Genomic DNA, 18,507 nt, shown 5'->3' on the forward strand with positions numbered 1-18,507 from the left:
TGCACCGTGATCAGGTCCGCCACCGCAGTCGCTGCCCGCGTCTCCGCGGACACGCGCGGTCACCTGTGGCGACGTCTTTCCCCGCTGGTCCGTGTCTCTGTTCCGGCTCCTCGCGCTTCGGGTCCGGAACGGGCGGACGGGCCGCCCGGAACGGTCGCGATGCGCAGTGAACGTGTCCCACCGTGTGATTTCCCCCTCGCTCCGCACCGCGAAACGGCCGGTTGCGGGATGCTGTCGATAACGTTCGTTCACTTCGGGCGTCCGGAATCGGGTATCCGCAAGCGGGTGTCCGAAGCGGGCGCCCGGAACCCGGGACGGTCCAGGGCCCCGGGGATCAGTCACTTCATGGAGGCAGTGATGGGTGTGGCAGCCGGTCCGATCCGCGTGGTCGTCGCGAAGCCGGGACTCGACGGCCACGATCGCGGGGCCAAGGTGATCGCGCGGGCGCTGCGTGACGCCGGTATGGAGGTCATCTACACGGGCCTGCACCAGACGCCTGAGCAGATCGTGGACACGGCGATCCAGGAGGACGCCGACGCGATCGGCCTCTCGATCCTCTCCGGCGCGCACAACACGCTGTTCGCCCGGGTCATCGAACTGCTTGTCGAGCGGGACGCGGCGGACATCAAGGTCTTCGGGGGCGGGATCATCCCCGAGGCGGACATCGCTCCGCTCAAGGAGAAGGGTGTCGCGGAGATCTTCACGCCCGGGGCGACCACGGCGTCCATCGTGGAGTGGGTCCGGGGCAACGTCCGCGAACTGGCCTAGCCGGCCGGGGGCGGGTGGCATTCTTCGGTCGGCCTCGGCTGCGGCGCCGGCGCCGTAGGGCTGGAGCGCCGTCGCCGAGTGCGGGTCCGGTGGGGGCTGGTCGCGCAGTTCCCCGCGCCCCTGAAATGCATGGCGCTTCGCGCCGCATTTCCCCGATGGGGCGCCGCCCCGATGGAGGTGGCGCACGAAGTGCGCATCTCCAGGGGCGCGGGGCTGTACCCGATCAGCGGCTCCGCCGCGGGTCGCGACCACCGGGCCCCTGGGGCGCACGAAGTGCGCATCTCAGGGGCGCGGGGAACTGCGCGACCAGCCCCCACCGGACCCGCACCCGGCCATGACGCCAAACCCCCACGGCGGGAAGCCGGGCTACCCCGCACCCGGCGGAGCCAATTCGTCCCGCATGGCCCGCCGCAGGCGCAACGTTCCTACCAGGCGCTGGAACGCCTCCGCCCAGTACCCCCCGGCCCCGGGCGCCGCCCCCTCCGGCTCGTCGACCGCCGCGGTCAGACCTTCCAGCCGCACCGCCTCCTCCGGGTCCAGGCACCGCTCGGCCAGCCCCATCACCCCGCTGAAGCTCCACGGATAACTCCCCGCGTCCCGCGCGATGTTCAGCGCGTCCACCACGGCCCGCCCGAGCTCCGGCGCCCACGGCGTCCCGCACACCCCGAGCAGCTGGAACGCCTCCGACAACCCGTGCGCCGCGATGAACGCCGCCACCCAGGCCGCCCGCTCCGCCCCCGGCAACGCCGCCAGCAACTTGGCCCGCTCGGCGAGCGACACCGCCCCGGGCCCCGCCGCCCCCGGCGCCGTCGGCGGCCCGAGCAGCGCCCGCGACCACGCCGTGTCCCGCTGCCGCACCGCCGCCCGGCACCACGCACCGTGCAACTCGCCCTGCCAGTCGTCCGCGACCTCCAGTGCCACGATCTCCTCGGGCGTACGCCCACCGAACCGCGCCGCCCACCGGTCCAGCGGCGCCGACTCCACCAACTGTCCGAACCACCACGACCGTTCGCCCCGCCCCGTCGGCGGCACGGCCACGACCCCGTCCCGCTCCATGCCGGCGTCGCACTCGTGCGGCGCCTCCACCACGACGACCCCCGCCGCCCGGTCGAGCGCCACGCACGACAGCGCCCGGTCCGCCATCCGCGCGGCCAGCGCCGAACGCGGCAGCGCCGACAGCAGTTCGGCCGCCGTCGCCCGCACGTTCCTGCTGCGGTCGCCGAGCGCTCGCTCCAGGAACTCCTCGTCCGCGTCACCGAGCCCCGCGCGCAGCGAGTCGAGGAACATCAGCCGGTCCTCGGCCCGCTCCGTGCGCCACGTCCCCGCGAGCAGCTCCCGCGCCGCCGCCGGATCATGGGCACGCACCGCCGCGAGCAACGCGACCCGCTCCGCGAACAGCCCCTCGCCCCACAGCCGTCCGACCCCCTCCGCGTCGTCCGGCGCGGGCAGGGCGGCCCCCGCACCCGGAGTGGCCCGGAGCGCGAACTTCCAGTCCCCGTTCAGCCGCGCCAGCCACAACGCGCGCGGCCCCGCGAACGCCAGCGCCTGAGGGCGCAGATCCGTGCGCCCGCGCGCCGCGTCCAGCAGCGCCGGAAGGAGCTCGGGCGGCGGCGCGTACCCGTATCCGTTGGCCGTGGCGAGCCACTGCGGCAGCAGTTCCAGCAGGTCGGGCGCCGAGCCGCGGCGCGCCCCGCCTGAACTGGCGCGGTCCGTCAGCAGCACGGCGAGCCGCTGCCGCGCCGCGGCCGGCAGCGCCGGCCGGGGGTCGTCGAGCGCGGGCTCGGGCGCAGCCGCCGCGGCCACCGGCCGCAGCCCCGCCCGCCGCCGCACCGTCTCCAGGGCGGCCGCGTCGAGCAACGCCTCCGGAGTGGTGGACGAGCGCCGCGCGGTCCCGAGCAGAGCGGTGCTGACCAGCTCGTCCCAGGACGAGCCGACATCGGACGAAGCGATCATGAAGTGGGCCTCCCGGTGCGTCAGTTGCGTCCGTACGAAGGTGCGTCGTGGGGGTCAGTCGGTCAGGGGGATCAGTGGTGCGTCCGGGGTCCGGGGGACCCAGGCGGACAGGGGGCGGAAGCCCGCGTGGCCGCAGGTGCCGAAGACCGTCACCGGGGACCCTCCCGACAGGGCGACCAGGCGCCACAGGCCGGGGGACGCCGCCGCGGCCGGGGTGAGCGGCAGAGCGGACTTGCCGTCGGCGTCCGCCAGTTGCCATCCGCCGGAGCCGTCCGGGGCGCGGGCCGGGACGACCTCCGTCAGCGTCACCGGCCAGGACTCCAGCCACGGATCGGCCCGCAACGCCGCACCGTAGAGGGCCGGCGCCGCGTCGACATCGGCCCCGGCCGGTCTCGCACCCCCGGGCTCCGGCGCCCCGAACTGCTCGACCAGCTCCGCCCGCAGGGAACCCGGACGCCCGGCGACCGACGCGTCCAGGACCAGCCCGGGCGGCAGCACCAGCGCCGGGGCCCGGCCCGCCGCACCGTAGGAGAGGAGCAGTACGGTGCGGTCCGACTCCGTGCCGTACAGCCAGATCCGGCGCGTCGTCAGATGGCCGTCCGATGTGTCGTACTGAGACAGGATCAGCCACCGGTCGCGCAGCGGTTCATCGCTCGCCGAAGCGGGCAGGCCGACACGGGTACGCACCGTCGCCGCCAGCGCCTCCGGCAGCTCCGCCCGCCGCAGCCACCCCCGGTCCAGAAGGTGGAGCAGCGCGCACTCCTCCAGCAGCCGCGCCGGCCAGCCGGGCCCGGACCCCGGTATCGCCCCCAACTCCCGGACGCGCGCCGCCAGTCCGGGCGCCTGCGCGTCGACCATGCGCGCCGCCGTCTCCTCCCACAGCCCGTACCCGGCCTGCTCCGCCTGCGCCAGGCCCCCGCGCAGCAGATCGGCCAGCCGCTGCTCCAGCTCCGTGGCCCCCGCCGAGATCCGCTGCGCGCGCCGCTCCGCCCTGCGCCGCGCCGCCTCCGGATCGGCCGGGGCCGCCGACGCGCCCCGCGGCTCCGCCCGCTGCCGCTCGGCCCGCTCGCGCCGCCCCGCCAGCCACTCCTCCGCCCAGTCCGGCGCGACCGCCCCGCCCGGCACCTGCGCCGCCCCGCCCGCCCAGAGCAGCAGCAGCCCCAACGCGTGCTTGCACGGGAACTTACGACTCGGGCAACTGCACTTGTACGCCGCGCCCTGCGCCCCGCCGATGTCCACGACCGTCAGGTACGGCCGGCTGCCGCTCCCCTTGCACTGCCCCCACACCGCCTCCTCGTCCGTACTCCCCGTCCCCGACCACGGCCCCGCCGTCCCGAGCTTGCTTCCCGCCTTGCGTGACGCGACGTCAGGTGCCAGTGCCAGCACCTGGTCCGTCGTCCAGCGCACCCCCTGCTGAGTCATGTCTCCGACGGTAGGTCCCGCCACTGACAATCCACCCCGGAACTGCCCTGACCTGCGCCGACGTTCGGTGCGAGGTCGATTGTCAGTGGCGGGACCTACCTTCGAAACATGGCTTGACCGGGCTGATCTGGAGGGGGAGAGGCATGTCCGTTTCTGTCGAGGGACACACCGAGGGACACACTGAGGGGCGCGTCGGGGAACAGGCCGGGACGCAGGTGCTGCGGCCCCACGCCGAGAACGCGTTCGCGCACGAACTCGCGGCGCTCGCCGCGCAGGACGACCGGCAGCGGCCGGACCGCTGGCGGCTGTCGCCCTGGGCCGTCGCGACTTACCTGCTCGGCGGCACCCTGCCCGACGGCACCGTCATCTCACCGAAGTACGTCGGCCCGCGGCGCATCGTCGAGGTCGCGGTGACGACGCTGGCGACCGACCGCGCCCTGCTCCTGCTCGGTGTGCCCGGCACCGCCAAGACCTGGGTGTCCGAGCACCTCGCGGCCGCGGTCAGCGGCGACTCGACGCTGCTCGTGCAGGGCACGGCCGGCACACCGGAGGAGGCCATCCGCTACGGGTGGAACTACGCGCAACTGCTCGCGCACGGCCCCAGCCGGGACGCCCTCGTGCCGAGCCCCGTCATGCGCGCGATGGCGGACGGCACGACGGCCCGCATCGAGGAGCTGACCCGCATCCCGGCCGACGTGCAGGACACGCTCATCACGATCCTGTCCGAGAAGACGCTGCCGATCCCGGAGCTGGGCCAGGAGGTGCAGGCCGTCCGCGGCTTCAACGTCATCGCGACGGCCAACGACAGAGACCGGGGGGTCAACGACCTGTCGAGCGCCCTGCGCCGCCGGTTCAACACGGTGGTGCTGCCGCTGCCCGCCACCGTCGAGGCCGAGGTCGACATCGTCGCGCGCCGGGTCGAACAGGTCGGCCGGTCCCTGGAGCTGCCCACGGCGCCGGACGGCGTCGACGAGATCCGCCGGGTCGTCACCGTCTTCCGCGAGCTGCGCGACGGGGTGACCGCCGACGGCCGTACGAAGATCAAGTCGCCCAGCGGCACGCTCTCCACGGCCGAGGCCATCTCCGTCGTGACCAGCGGCCTCGCCCTGTCCGCCCACTTCGGCGACGGCGTGCTGCGCCCCTCGGACGTGGCCGCCGGCATCCTCGGCGCCGTCGTCCGCGACCCGGCGGCGGACCGCGTGGTCTGGCAGGAGTACCTGGAGGCCGTGGTGCGCGAGCGGGACGGCTGGAAGGACTTCTACCGCGCCTGCCGCGAGGTGAGCGCATGACGGGAAGCGAGCGCACGACGTCCTCCGGCGCATCCGCGGCGCCGCTGCTCCTGGGCATCCGCCATCACGGGCCCGGCTCCGCCCGAGCCGTCGCGCACGCGCTGGACGCCGCCGCACCCGGCGTCGTCCTGATCGAAGGCCCGCCGGAGGCCGACGCGCTGGTGCCGCTCGCCGCCGACCCTGACATGCGGCCCCCGGTCGCGCTGCTCGCGCACATCGTGGACGAGCCGGGGAAGTCGGCGTTCTGGCCGTTCGCCGCGTTCTCGCCGGAGTGGGCCGCCCTGCGCTGGGCCCTCGACCATGACGTGCCCGTCCGCTTCATCGACCTGCCCGCCGCGCACAGCCTGGCCCTGCGCGAAGCCGGGGAGGAGGAGGACGCGGAGAGGGGGGAGCAGGTCCGGATCGATCCGCTGGGGGTGCTCGCCGAGGCCGCCGGGTACGACGACGCGGAGCGCTGGTGGGAGGACGTAGTCGAGCACCGGCGGGGCGACGCCTTCGCCGCGCTCGGCGAGGCGATGGAGGAGCTGCGCGCGGCCTGCGGCGAGGCGGGCGAGGACCGCCGGGACGCGGCGCGCGAGGCGTACATGCGACTCCAAGTGCGGGCGGCGGTCAAGGAGTTCGGGGCGGACAAGGTCGCCGTGGTCTGCGGGGCCTGGCACGTGCCCGCGCTGCGCACGAGGACGACGGTCACCGCCGACCGCGCCCTCCTCAAGGGCCTCCCGAAGGCCAAGGTGGACATGACCTGGGTCCCGTGGACGCACCGCCGGCTCGCCCGCGCCAGCGGCTACGGGGCGGGCATCGAGTCGCCCGGCTGGTACGGGCACCTGTTCAGCGCCCCCGACCGGCCGGTCGAGCGCTGGCTGACCAGGATCGCCGGACTGCTGCGCGCGGAGGACCGCGTCGTGTCCTCCGCGCACGTCATCGAGGCGGTGCGGCTCGCCGAGACGCTCGCCGTGCTGCGCGGCCGGCCGCTCGCCGGACTCACCGAGACCCTCGACGCCGCGCGCGCCGTGCTGTGCGAGGGCTCCGACGTGCCGCTGTCCCTCATCCACGACCGGCTCGTCGTCGGAGACGTGCTCGGCGAGGTGCCGGAGAGCGCGCCCGCCGTGCCCCTTCAGCGCGACCTCACCCGGCAGCAGCGCAGCCTGCGCCTCAAGCCGGCCGCGCTGGAGAAGGAGCTCGACCTCGACCTGCGGGGCGACACCGACGCGGCGCGCAGCCGGCTCCTGCACCGCCTGCGGCTGCTCGCCGTCGACTGGGGCGAACCGGCACGGTCCGCGCGCGGCTCCACCGGCACGTTCCGCGAGACCTGGCGGCTGCGCTGGGAGCCCGAACTGTCGGTGCGGGTCGCCGAGGCCGGGGTGTGGGGGACGACCGTGCTCGGTGCCGCGACCGCGAAGGCGGAGGCCGACGCGATCGGCGCGAGCGCCCTCGCCGACGTCACCGCGCTCGCCGAGCACTGCCTGCTCGCCGGGCTGTCCGAGGCGCTGCCCGTGGTGATGCGGGTGCTCGCCGACCGGGCCGCGCTGGACGCGGACGTCGGCCATCTCGCGCAGGCGCTGCCCGCGTTGGTGCGCGCCCTGCGGTACGGGGACGTGCGCGGGACGGACACCGGCGCTCTGACCGAGGTCGCGGCCGGCCTCGCCGAGCGCGTCTTCGTCGGACTGCCGCCCGCCTGCGCCGGACTCGACGCCGACGCGGCCACCGCGATGCGCGGGCACGTCGACGCCGTGCACGCGGCCGTCGGGCTCCTGGACGACGCCGGGATGCGGGCCCGCTGGCGCACCGTCCTGCGCGGACTCGCGGGGCGCGACGGGGTGGCCGGGGCGATCCGGGGGCGGTGCGCGCGGATCCTGCTCGACGAGGGGGAGCTCGGGGACGAGGACGCGGCGCGGCTCATGGGGCTCGCACTGTCGCCCGGGACGCCGCCGGGGGAGGCGGCGGCGTGGATCGAGGGGTTCGTCGGGGGCGGGGCCGGGGGCGGACTGCTGCTCCTGCACGACGAGCGGTTGCTCGGGCTGGTCGACGCGTGGTTGTCGGGGGTGGGGGCGGAGGCGTTCACGGACGTACTGCCGTTGCTGCGGCGGACGTTCTCGGTGTTCGAGCCCGGAGTGCGGCGCTCTCTGGGCGAGCTCGTCCGGCGCGGTCCCGGAGGCTCCGCCGAGCCCGGGTTCGGGTTCGGCGGCGTCGAATCGGTGGACCTGGAGCGGGCGGAGGCGGTGGTACCGGTCGTTCGGCTGCTGCTCGGGGTGGGGGCGGGGGGCGGATGAGGGGTGGGGTGGCCGGGGGTGCGTCGCCGGGTGCGGGCCCGGTGGGGGCTGGTCGCGCAGTTCCCCGCGCCCCTGAAATGCAGGCGCTGCGCGCCGCATTTCCCCGACGGGTGACCGCCCGATGGAGATCGCGCACGACGTGCGCATCTCCAGGGGCGCGGGGCTGTGCCCGATCAGCGACTCCGTCGCGGGGTGCGACCGGAGGGCCCCTGGGGCGCACGGAGTGCGCCTTCCAGGGGCGCGGGGAACTGCGCGACCAGCCACGACGAGAGGCGCGCTCGCCGGACCGCGAGGACATGGCAGACGAGTGTGCGGACAACCGACCAGCGGAGGTGGGGAGATGAGCGTGGTCAGTGATCAGACGGAGCGGCTGCGGCGATGGCGGATGGTGTTGGGCGGAGATCAGGCCGACGGCACAGGGCACCAACTCACGGGCCAGGACGCCGCGATGGACGGCGCACTCAGCGCCCTGTACGGAGGGGGCGCCCCGGGCCAGGGAAAACCCGAAACCCGGGGGACCCGCACCGCCGGTCTGGGGGCGAGTGCCCCGAACGTCGCCCGCTGGCTCGGAGACATCCGTACCTACTTCCCGTCCTCCGTCGTCCAGGTGATGCAGCGCGACGCCATCGACCGGCTCGGCCTCTCCGCCCTGCTGCTGGAGCCGGAGATGCTGGAGGCGGTCGAGGCGGACGTCCACCTCGTCGGCACGCTGCTGTCCCTGAACAAGGCGATGCCGGAGACCACGAAGGAGACGGCACGCGCCGTCGTCCGCAAGGTCGTCGAGGACCTGGAGAAGAAGCTGGCGACCCGCACCCGCGCCACCCTCACCGGCGCCCTCGACCGCAGCGCCCGGGTGACCCGCCCCCGCCACCACGACATCGACTGGAACCGCACGATCGCGGCCAACCTCAAGCACTACCTCCCCGAGTACCGCACGGTCGTGCCCGAGCGCCTGATCGGGTACGGGCGGGCCTCGCAGGCGGTGAAGAAGGAGGTCGTGCTCTGTATCGACCAGTCGGGTTCGATGGCCGCCTCGGTCGTCTACGCCTCGGTGTTCGGGGCGGTGCTCGCCTCGATGCGCTCGATCCGGACCCGGCTCGTCGTCTTCGACACGGCGGTCGCCGACCTGACGGACCAGCTCGACGACCCGGTCGACGTGCTGTTCGGCACCCAGCTCGGCGGCGGCACGGACATCAACCGGGCGCTCGCGTACTGCCAGTCGCAGATCACCCGCCCCGCCGAGACCGTCGTCGTGCTGATCTCCGACCTCTACGAGGGCGGCATCCGCGACGAGATGCTGAAGCGGGTCGCCGCGATGAAGGCGTCGGGCGTGCAGTTCGTGACGCTGCTCGCGCTGTCCGACGAGGGAGCCCCCGCGTACGACCGGGAGCACGCGGCGGCGCTGGCCGCGCTCGGGGCGCCGGCGTTCGCCTGCACACCCGATCTGTTCCCGGACGTCATGGCGGCGGCCCTGGAGAAGAGACCGCTGCCGATACCGGACTTGGGGGCCTAAACCGGCGGAGCCACGGCGAAGCGGATATGCCTACCCATCGGTAACGAGGGGCTTGCGCGGGCGCCCTCGTGCCGTGCGAGGATCGGCTCACCGTGACTTCCCCGATGACCGTCTCCGCCCCCGCCGTGCGCGCTCCGCGTGCGGTGGCCGGTCGGCGTGCGCTGCAACTGGCGCTGCTCGTCATCGGTGTGGTCGCCCTCGCCGTCCTGTGCGGCGGCCGGGCTCACGCGGACGAGGCGTCAGACGCCGCCGGTGCCCTGCGCGACACGGTCTCGGAGCCCGCCCCCCAGCCCCTTCACGCGTCGTCCGGCACGGACACCGTTTCCGAGCGGGCCGTGAAGCCCGTACGGGAGCGGGGCACGCGGCCGGTGGGCGAGGAGTTCACCGGTCCCGCGCTGGAGCGGGCCTCGGAGCCTGTGCGGGACCAGGTCACCGAGCCGGCCCGCGAGGCGCTCGTCGAGCCCGTCCGTGAGCGGGGCACCGCCCCCGCGAGCGACCGGGTCGTCGAGCCCGCGCTCGGCCGCGTCGCCGGGCCCGTGGAGCACCGGGTGGCCGATCCCGTCCGCACCGAGGTCGTCGGGCCCGTGCTCCGGGACACCGCCGGAGGTGCCGCGCGGCACGCCGGTCTCGCACCCGGCGCGGCACTCGTCCAGGACGCCGCGGCCCCCGTACGGACCACCGTGACCGAGCCGCTGCTCGGTGTCGTGCGCGATGTCGCGGGGCCGGTCCGGGAGTTGGGTGAAGAGGTCGTCGAGGGACTGGCCGAGGCCCCCGCGGCACTGGCCTCCGGTGCGTCGCAATGGCCGGGACTGCCCGGGCTGCCCGGACTGCACGAGCTTCCCGGGACGCCCGTACCGGCGCAGCCCGGCACCACGCCGGCACCGGACTCCGGCACGCACCCGCACGCGGACCGGTCCGGCGACCGCCCGCACCGCACCCCGTCGGCAGCCCCGGCGGCATGTTCGACGACGGCGGCGTTCGGCGGCGCGTACGGCCACGGCGCCCGCGCCGCGGCCACCGCCGTCCCCGAGGCTGCCGGGCCCGCCGGGCCCGGCGCACCGGCGCGTCCCGACGGTGTCCCCTCGGCCGGTGCGGTCGCGGGGGACGGGGGTGCGCCGCGGCACGGCGATCTCCACGCGGCGGCGTTCGGCGACCGCCTTCCCGTCGTCCTCCCGGCCCGCGTCGTCGCGCCCGGGTCCGGCCCGGCCGTCATCGACCGGCACCAGGACATTCCCGCATTCCCCGGCTAGGGCAGCCCCTTCCCCGCTCGTGACCTGTCGCGCGGGGGCGGAACAGGTCTGCCCCGTATCCGGAGGCCGGAACACCCGGCCCGCCGGACCCCAGCCGGAATGTGAAGGAAGCACGTACGCCATGAACAAGAACCTCCGCCGCTCGATCGTCATAGCCGCCGGTGTCTCGGGCGCCTGGGCGCTCGGCTCGGCCGTCGCCAGCGCCGACGAGCTGCCCGCCCACTCCCTGTCGGTCCCCGACCTCTCGGTGCCGGACCTCTCGGACGCCGGCCTGTCGGTGCCCGACGCCACCACCCCGGACGTCTCGGCCCCCGACGTCTCCGCCCCCGAGCTGTCCACCCCGGACGTCCCGGTGCAGGACCAGGCCGGTGACGCCGTCGCCGGTACGCAGCGCACCGTGAAGAAGCTCGCCGACAAGGCCGAGGCCCCGCAGACCGCTCCGACCCTGCGCGGGCACGGAGACCACGTCGCACAGGTCGCCGAGCAGACGAAGCAGGCCGAGGTCGACTACCTCTTCGGCCCGCTGTCCGACTTCGCCCCCGAGCTCCAGCAGCAGCTCCACGCCCGGATCGCGCAGGCCCCGGGCACCATCAGCACGACGGCCGCCTCCGCGCAGCAGGCCGCGGGCCCGATCGCCGACGAGACGGTCGCCGCCGCGCTGCCGCCCGTGGCCGGGCACGCCGTCGCCGGCGTGCTGCCCGTCGTCGGGCAGACGGTCGGCGAGGTGACCGCGGACGCGACCGGATCGGTGCTGCCGCCCGTCGCCGCGACCGCCGTGCACGGCGTGCTGCCCGTCGCCGGCCAGGCGGTCGGCGACGTGAGCGTCCTCGCGGACGGGGTCACCGGTGACGTCACGCCGTTCGTCGGCACGGTCGTCGGTGACGACGTCGCGCCGTTCGCCACCGGTGTCACCGGTCAGGTCCACCCGCTGGCGACCGGTGTCGTCGGCGAGGTCGGCCCGTTCGCGCAGGGTCTGGTCGCCGACGACGTGGCGCCGTTCGCCACGGGCGTGGTCGGCGCCGTGCAGCCGCTCGTCCAGACGGTCGTCGACCAGGTCAGCCCGGTCGTGTACGGCGTCGGCACCAGCGCGCACGGCCTGACCCAGGGCGTGACCGGCGACGTCGCCCCGTTCGCGGGCGCCGTGGTCGGCGACAACGTCGCGCCGTTCGTCCAGAACGTGGTCGGCGAGCACGTCGACCCGCTGGTCACCGGCGTCACGGGCCAGGTCGGCCCGTTCGCCCAGGACCTGACCGGCACCGTCGTCGCGGACGCCGACCCGCTCGCCGGCAACGCCGTCACCGGCGTGCAGGGCCTGGCCGACTCGGTCGCCCCGAGCTACCTCCCGTACGGCACCGGCGTCTGATCCCGTAGCGGACCAGGCGTCCACAGACCGACGCCGCCGACCCCCGTACGGCCGAAAACCATCGGACGGGCGGGGGACAACCGGCGGCCGGTCCGGGCGGTCCCCGTCGGGGACGGGACCGCCCCGACCGGGCCTCTGAACAGGGGGCCCCTCGGATGGCCTCACCGTGCGCACCCCAGCACGGTGAGGCCGTATACCGCCCCCCGAGCCCGGAAACAAGTGCTGATCAGTGCCGCAAACAGGACGCTCTGTGACCGGTATCACCGCTCAGGTGTGATCTGCGAATTAGAAGGCATCGCGCAGCGGCGATAACCTGCGAGACGGACATGCCGCGTACCCGGCCACTGTGTACGCCTCGTACGCCTCCCTTGTGACAGCGGAGTCACGTTGCCCTTCGCGGCACGCCCACGCAGACAGCAGATATTTCAGAACGCTGAACCGCGAGATCACTGATAGGGACGGACGCGCGTGGACCTGTTCGAGTACCAGGCGAGGGACCTCTTCGCCAAGCACGGTGTACCGGTGCTGGCCGGTGAAGTCATCGACACGCCTGAGGCGGCGCGCCAGGCCACCGAGCGTCTTGGCGGCAAGTCTGTCGTCAAGGCCCAGGTGAAGGTCGGCGGCCGCGGCAAGGCGGGCGGCGTCAAGCTGGCCGCGAACGCCGACGAGGCCGTGGCCCGTGCCACCGACATCCTCGGTATGGACATCAAGGGCCACACGGTCCACAAGGTGATGATCGCCGAGCTGTCTCCGGAGATCGAGGCGGAGTACTACGTCTCGTACCTCCTCGACCGCACCAACCGCACCTTCCTGGCCATGGCCTCGGTGCAGGGCGGCATGGACATCGAGGAGGTCGCGGAGAAGACCCCCGAGGCCCTCGCGAAGGTCCCGGTCAACGCGGTGGACGGCGTGGACATCGCCAAGGCCCGCGAGATCGTGGCCCAGGCGAAGTTCCCGGCCGACGTGGCCGAGGGCGTCGCCGAGGCCATGGTCACCCTGTGGGACACCTTCGTCGCCGAGGACGCGCTCCTCGTCGAGGTGAACCCGCTGGTCAAGACCAAGGACGGTCGCATCCTGGCCCTGGACGGCAAGGTCTCGCTCGACGAGAACGCCGACTTCCGCCAGGCCGACCACGAGGCCCTTGAGGACAAGGACGCGGCCGACCCGCTCGAGGCCGCGGCCAAGGCCAAGGGCCTCAACTACGTCAAGCTCGACGGCGAGGTCGGCATCATCGGTAACGGTGCCGGTCTGGTCATGTCGACCCTGGACGTCGTCGCGTACGCCGGTGAGAACCACGGTGGCGTGAAGCCGGCCAACTTCCTCGACATCGGTGGCGGCGCGTCCGCCCAGGTGATGGCGAACGGCCTGGAGATCATCCTCGGCGACCCGGACGTCAAGTCCGTGTTCGTCAACGTCTTCGGTGGCATCACCGCCTGTGACGAGGTCGCCAACGGCATCGTCCAGGCGCTGGCGCTCCTCGAGGAGAAGGGCGAGAAGGTCGAGAAGCCGCTCGTCGTCCGCCTCGACGGCAACAACGCCGAGCTGGGTCGCAAGATCCTCTCCGACGCCAACCACCCGCTGGTGCAGCGTGTGGACACCATGGACGGTGCGGCCGACAAGGCCGCCGAGCTCGCGGCCGCGAAGTAAGGGACGAGGGACAGAACAGCCATGGCTATCTTCCTCAACAAGGACAGCAAGGTCATCGTCCAGGGCATGACCGGTGCCACGGGCATGAAGCACACCAAGCTCATGCTGGGTGACGGCACGAACATCGTCGGCGGCGTGAACCCGCGCAAGGCGGGCACGAAGGTCGACTTCGACGGCACCGAGGTGCCGGTCTTCGGCACGGTCAAGGAGGCCATGGAGGCGACGGGCGCCAACGTCTCCGTCCTCTTCGTGCCCCCGGCCTTCTCCAAGGCCGCCGTGGTCGAGGCGATCGACGCCGAGATCCCCCTCGCCGTCGTCATCACCGAGGGCATCGCCGTCCACGACTCCGCCGCCTTCTGGGCGTACGCGCAGTCGAAGGGCAACAAGACCCGCATCATCGGCCCGAACTGCCCCGGTCTCATCACCCCGGGCCAGTCGAACGCCGGCATCATCCCGGGCGACATCACGAAGCCGGGCCGCATCGGCCTGGTCTCGAAGTCCGGCACGCTGACGTACCAGATGATGTACGAGCTCCGTGACATCGGCTTCTCGTCCGCCGTCGGCATCGGTGGCGACCCGGTCATCGGCACGACGCACATCGACGCCCTCGAGGCGTTCGAGGCCGACCCCGACACCGACCTGATCGTCATGATCGGTGAGATCGGCGGCGACGCCGAGGAGCGTGCGGCGGACTACATCGCCAAGCACGTCACCAAGCCGGTCGTCGGTTACGTCGCGGGCTTCACCGCCCCCGAGGGCAAGACCATGGGCCACGCCGGCGCCATCGTCTCCGGCTCCTCCGGCACCGCACAGGCCAAGAAGGAGGCCCTGGAGGCCGCGGGCGTCAAGGTCGGCAAGACCCCGACCGAGACCGCCAAGCTGGCGCGCGAGCTGCTTTCCTAGTTCGCACTCAGGCCGCGTACGACAGCGGGCCCGCACCGGAGCTCTCCGGTGCGGGCCCGCTGTCGTCTCACTCCGCCGCGGGTGCCAGGCGCTGCGGTCCGCCGCTCAGCTCGGCCCGCAGCCGCTGCCGCAGCTTCCGGTCGTGCTCGGTCATGTGCTGCGGGCCGGTCAGGGGCGGTACGCCGGTGATGGGGGCGCCCGGCGCGGGCACCGGCTCGTACTTCGTCGGCGCCACCCGCACGGTGAGCGCCGTCGCGCCGACGATCAGCACCGTCACGGCGATCGCGGCCCGGGTCCAGAAGCGGGTGCGCTTCTCGCCGCCCCGGCGCACCGTCGTCGACCGGGGCGCGTCCAGCTTCTCCGAGCCCGCCAGCTCAGTGAGCCGCTGGTGCAGCTGCTCGGGCGCGGCGAGGTCGGGCAGCTGCTCCGCGACGGCCTCCCGGGCGTGCAGCACCCGGTTGGCGGCGGCCGGGGTGCTGGCCTCCGTCTCGGCCGCGGTCTCCGGCAGGTTCAGGCCCACGCCGTCGTAGAGCAGCAGCGTGCGCCGGTACGCGGGGGGCAGGCTGAGCAGCGCGTCGAGGAGCTTGCGGTCCTCCGGGTCGGCGGGCGGGGCCTCCGGGACGCGGTGGCCGCGGCGCAGCCGGTGCCAGGGCGACATCGCGTACTCGTACGCCGCGGCCCGCACCCAGCCCGCCGGGTCCGGGTCGACGGCGACCTCGGGCCAGCGCTCCCAGGCCAGCTGGAACGCCCGCTCGACGGACTCGCGGGCCAGCGCGCGACGGCCCGTCAGAAGGTAGGTCTGGCGCACGAGATAGGGCGCGCAGTGGGCGTAGAGCGCGTCGAAGGCCTCGGGCGGGGTGCCGGGACGGTCCGGCGGTACGGGCTCGCGCCGCGGGGTCCTGCGGCGGGCCGGGCGGGCGGGGGAGGGGGCCCGGCGGTTCTCGCGCGCGGCGCCGGCCGGGGCGCCGGCACCCACGAGTTCGGGCTCGGCGGTCCTGGTGGGCTCGACCGGCTCGACAGGTGCGACCGGCTCGACAGGTGCGACGGGCTCGACGGATTCGGTGAGTTCGGCGCGGTCGGCGAGTTCGGAGAGGAGGCGTGCGTACGCCTCTGCCTTCCGGCCGCGCGGGGTGGTGCGGCCCGACTCCCAGGAGCGGACCGTCTCACGTGTCACGCCGACCTTCGTGGCGACCTGAGCCTGGGTCAGCGACCCCGACTCGCGGAGCCTGCGGCGCTCCTTCGGCGTCGGGAGTGGGGTGGCAGCGCCCTGCGTCATGGTGAACTCCACACACCCTTTCGCGGGAAAAAGTACATAAACGTATCTTGGGCGACACATCCGTACTTCGCCTGTTACGCCGCGAAAGCGCGTGTCGTTGGGAGCATGGCCCGGTGACCCAGATGACCGGCCGTGGAACCTCGTTGCCCCTCCTCCTCACCCGAGTGCGGGAACGATCACCGGGGCCCGCCGCCGGGGCGTTCGGCGGCGTCGTCGCGGCCGGGCTCGGGCTCGGCGGCTGCGCGGTGCTCGTGACGGTGCTCTGGATCAGCTCCCCGTACCCGGACAGCGGGCCCGACGGCGCCCTGCGCACCGCCGCCGCGCTGTGGCTGCTCGCCCACGGCGCGGACCTGGTCCGCACGGACACGCTGTCCGGGGTGCCCGCGCCGATGGGCGTCAGCCCGCTGCTGCTGCTCGCCCTGCCCGTGTGGCTCGTGCACCGGGCCGCACGGGACGCCGCCGAGGGCACCGACGGGCGGCCCCAGCCGCCGGCCGGCGGGGTATGGGCCGGGGTCACGCTCGGTTATCTGCTGGCCGGGGCCGGTGCCGCGGTCTACGCCTCCGGCGGCGAGCTGCGCCCCTCCTGGCCGAGCTGCGCGTTCCACCTGGTGGCCGTCACCGTTCTGGCGGCGGGCGCCGGGGTGTGGACCGCGCACGGCAGGCCGCGCGGCCCGCTGCCCGAGCGGCTCGCCCGGCCCGTGGACCGGCTGCCGCGCACCGTCGTCCACGAGGTGCTGCCGGTCGGGGCGCGGGCGGCTGCCGCCGGGATCGTGGTGCTGCTCGCCGGGGGCACGCTGGTGCTCGGCGCGGGCCTGGTCTGGCACGGGGGCGCGGTCCGTGACTCGCTCCTCCAGCTCACGGCGGCCTGGCCGGGCCGGTTCGCCGTGCTCCTGCTGTGTCTCGCCCTGCTGCCCAACGCGATGATCTGGGGCGCCGCCTACGCACTCGGCCCCGGCTTCCTGCTCGGTACGGGGCACCAGGTCGGCCCGCTCGGCGGCGCGGCGGGGCCGCTCCTGCCCGCGTTCCCGCTCCTGGAGGCAGTGCCGTCGCGGGCCACCGGGTCGCCGCTGACCTGGGCCGTCGGGGCGGTGCCGGTGGTGGCGGCGCTGACCGTGGCCCGGTTCGTGGTGCGCGGGGCGGACGCCGACTGGCCGCTGAAGCGGGTCGCGGGCGCCGTCGGCACGGCGGCGGGCCTGTGCGGGGCGGCCCTCGCCGGGCTGGCCATGGCCTCGGGCGGGGCCCTCGGCGTCCACGCCCTGTCCGCGTTCGGCCCCGTCGGCTGGCTGACCGGGGCGGCGGCGGTGGCCTGGATCGCGGTGCCGGGGCTGCCGGTGGCGCTCGGGATCTGCTGGTGGCGCGGCCGAGAGTCCTCGGTCCGCCCGCGCCTGTCGGCCTGGGCCGCGGGTTGGAAGGACCGCCGCAGCGCCGCGGCCGAGGCCAAGGAGACCGCCCGGGCGGCGAAGGAGGCCTCCGCCGGCTTCGAGCCCTACGACTTCTTCCACGGCCAGGACCAGCAGGACCGCGAGTTCTACGACGCGGCACGAACGGCGGACCCGATCGCACCGCTCCCGGACGCGACCGAGCGGACGGAGGACACGTCCGCTGCCGCGGAAACACCCGAGGCCCCACAGACAGCCGCCGCCCCAGAGCCGAGCCCGCCCACCCCGAGCCCGGCCTCCGCCACCCCGGACACCGCCCTCTCGGAGCCCACCGAGCCCACGCAGCCACCAGACGAGTACCAGCAGCCCCGCTAGCCCCCCGCATTTCGCCCGCCCGGCCCCCTACGACTCAGGGACCGCCCGAAGTGTCGGGCGGTCCCTGAAAGGTGAGGCCGGTGTCGCTGTTCCGTTTGGGTCAGCGTGTGCCCAGCAGGGGGCGGAGTTGCTCCGGGAGTTGCTGCTCGCAGGACTTTTCCGCCGCGTTCGTCAGGGCGTCCGCCCGGCACTCGTAGTAGTCCGCGTACACGAGCTTGAAGCTGAACATCGCGGCGACCAGGGCGAGGGCCAGTCCGCCGGTCACCAGGCCGCCCACCGCCGCCGTGGTCGGCGACCGGGTCGGCTCCGGCGCGGGCGCCGGCTTCGGGGCGTCCGGGTCCGGGGCGCCGCCCTTGCCGCGCAGGGCGCTGATGCCCCAGTACAGGGCGAGCGCGCCGAGCAACAGGGCCACGTACGGCCAGCTGAAGAGGGCGAAGAAGAAGCCCCACATGCCGGACAGCAGGGCGTAGCGCGCGCGGCGCTGGACCGGGTCCGTGGGGTCCCAGCGCATGCCGCCGCCCGGGCCGGGGCCCTGTCCGTCGGGGCCGCCCTGTCCGCCGCCCCCGCCGGGACGCTCGCCGAAGCGGCCGCCGCCGGTGCGGCCGGGCTGGCGGTCGCTCCACTGGCCACCCCAGGGCGCCTGGCCCTCGGAGTCGTCGGAGCCCTCCGGGCGGCGCGGTTGCCAGGGGCGGTCGGGCGTGCCCTCGGGCGGCGGCGCGAAGGGATTGTCGTCACCGGAAGAGGACCCGGAGGACTCGGGTGCCTCCGGCTCCTTCTCCGTGGGTCGGCCTTCGCGCGACAGGACGGCGCCGGCGTGCAGCGGGAGGCGAAGGCTTCGATCCGGCATCAGGTGTGCGTCTTCCCCTAGGTCGTGGGCGAGGTGGAACGTCGGTCGGGCGGTGTGCTCGTCACGTCAACGTCCCACAACCGCCCGGCGTTCCGTCCCGCGCCGGTCTTCACCGGCGCATCCTGAACGCTGACGCTACCTCCCGCCCCGGCCCCCGTCCCGCGGGGGCTGTCCGGAGTGCCGGTATCGTTGCTGGCGGTCGGCCGCTTCGTAGGGTTCCCCGTATCGGGGACACCGAAGCCTTTGTACGAC

Annotated in this window: 13 protein-coding genes; 9 read left to right on the forward strand and 4 right to left on the reverse strand. The window is 74.5% G+C overall.

Annotation, left to right across the window (positions count from 1 at the left end; all coding sequences use genetic code 11):
- Window positions 1–357 precede the first annotated feature (357 nt).
- Window positions 358–768 carry a cobalamin B12-binding domain-containing protein gene (locus ACZ4E1_RS31585; protein WP_467545939.1) on the forward strand — a complete coding sequence of 137 codons (411 nt, stop codon included), beginning with the start codon at window positions 358–360 and terminating at the stop codon, window positions 766–768.
- Window positions 769–1,134: 366 nt separating this feature from the next.
- Here ACZ4E1_RS31585 and ACZ4E1_RS31590 read toward each other — a convergent pair whose 3' ends face one another.
- Both ACZ4E1_RS31590 and ACZ4E1_RS31595 read right to left on the reverse strand, forming a co-directional pair.
- Window positions 1,135–2,721: a DUF5691 domain-containing protein gene (locus tag ACZ4E1_RS31590; RefSeq protein WP_467545941.1), complete on the reverse strand. Its 1,587-nt coding sequence runs from the start codon at window positions 2,719–2,721 to the stop codon at window positions 1,135–1,137.
- Window positions 2,722–2,775: 54 nt separating this feature from the next.
- A complete protein-coding gene (locus tag ACZ4E1_RS31595) occupies window positions 2,776–4,143 on the reverse strand; it encodes an SWIM zinc finger family protein (RefSeq protein WP_467545943.1) in 1,368 nt (455 codons plus the stop codon).
- 143 nt (window positions 4,144–4,286) lie between these two features.
- Between ACZ4E1_RS31595 and ACZ4E1_RS31600 the strand changes: the two genes are divergently transcribed.
- The 7 genes from ACZ4E1_RS31600 to sucD all read left to right on the forward strand — a co-directional run bounded on the left by ACZ4E1_RS31600 (window position 4,287) and on the right by sucD (window position 14,378).
- A complete protein-coding gene (locus ACZ4E1_RS31600; RefSeq protein ID WP_467545945.1) occupies window positions 4,287–5,432 on the forward strand; it encodes an ATP-binding protein in 1,146 nt (381 codons plus the stop codon).
- Window positions 5,429–7,702: a DUF5682 family protein gene (locus tag ACZ4E1_RS31605; RefSeq protein WP_467545946.1), complete on the forward strand. Its 2,274-nt coding sequence runs from the start codon at window positions 5,429–5,431 to the stop codon at window positions 7,700–7,702. The genes ACZ4E1_RS31600 and ACZ4E1_RS31605 overlap by 4 nt, the downstream gene beginning before the upstream one ends.
- A gap of 340 nt (window positions 7,703–8,042) precedes the next feature.
- The gene (locus tag ACZ4E1_RS31610) at window positions 8,043–9,215 is read left to right on the forward strand and encodes a VWA domain-containing protein (protein WP_467545947.1); all 1,173 of its coding nucleotides are present in this window, start codon (window positions 8,043–8,045) and stop codon (window positions 9,213–9,215) included.
- 92 nt (window positions 9,216–9,307) lie between these two features.
- Window positions 9,308–10,465 carry a hypothetical protein gene (locus ACZ4E1_RS31615; protein ID WP_467545949.1) on the forward strand — a complete coding sequence of 386 codons (1,158 nt, stop codon included), beginning with the start codon at window positions 9,308–9,310 and terminating at the stop codon, window positions 10,463–10,465.
- Window positions 10,466–10,586: 121 nt separating this feature from the next.
- Window positions 10,587–11,828, forward strand: coding sequence for a hypothetical protein (locus ACZ4E1_RS31620; RefSeq protein ID WP_467545951.1), 1,242 nt, complete (start codon window positions 10,587–10,589; stop codon window positions 11,826–11,828).
- 468 nt (window positions 11,829–12,296) lie between these two features.
- Window positions 12,297–13,475, forward strand: a complete 1,179-nt coding sequence (gene sucC / locus ACZ4E1_RS31625) for an ADP-forming succinate--CoA ligase subunit beta (RefSeq protein WP_467545953.1) — start codon at window positions 12,297–12,299, stop codon at window positions 13,473–13,475.
- Window positions 13,476–13,496: 21 nt separating this feature from the next.
- Window positions 13,497–14,378: a succinate--CoA ligase subunit alpha gene (sucD, locus tag ACZ4E1_RS31630; protein ID WP_399129100.1), complete on the forward strand. Its 882-nt coding sequence runs from the start codon at window positions 13,497–13,499 to the stop codon at window positions 14,376–14,378.
- A 67-nt stretch (window positions 14,379–14,445) separates the two neighbouring features.
- Here the strand turns inward: sucD and ACZ4E1_RS31635 are convergent, their stop codons facing one another.
- Complete coding sequence (locus tag ACZ4E1_RS31635) at window positions 14,446–15,654, reverse strand: helix-turn-helix domain-containing protein (RefSeq protein ID WP_467545955.1); 1,209 nt, start codon at window positions 15,652–15,654, stop codon at window positions 14,446–14,448.
- A 122-nt stretch (window positions 15,655–15,776) separates the two neighbouring features.
- Here ACZ4E1_RS31635 and ACZ4E1_RS31640 point away from each other — a divergent pair, with 122 nt between their 5' ends.
- Window positions 15,777–17,408 (forward strand): cell division protein PerM, encoded by a 1,632-nt coding sequence (locus ACZ4E1_RS31640; protein ID WP_467546070.1) that lies wholly within the window; start codon window positions 15,777–15,779, stop codon window positions 17,406–17,408.
- Between the two features lie 100 nt (window positions 17,409–17,508).
- On the opposite strand, the gene ACZ4E1_RS31645 is transcribed toward ACZ4E1_RS31640, so the two are convergent.
- On the reverse strand, window positions 17,509–18,255 hold the full coding sequence (locus ACZ4E1_RS31645) for a hypothetical protein (protein ID WP_467545957.1): 747 nt from the start codon (window positions 18,253–18,255) through the stop codon (window positions 17,509–17,511).
- Between the last annotated feature and the right edge of the window lie 252 nt (window positions 18,256–18,507).

The sequence above is a fragment of the Streptomyces sp. NPDC025806 genome (genome assembly GCF_055558275.1).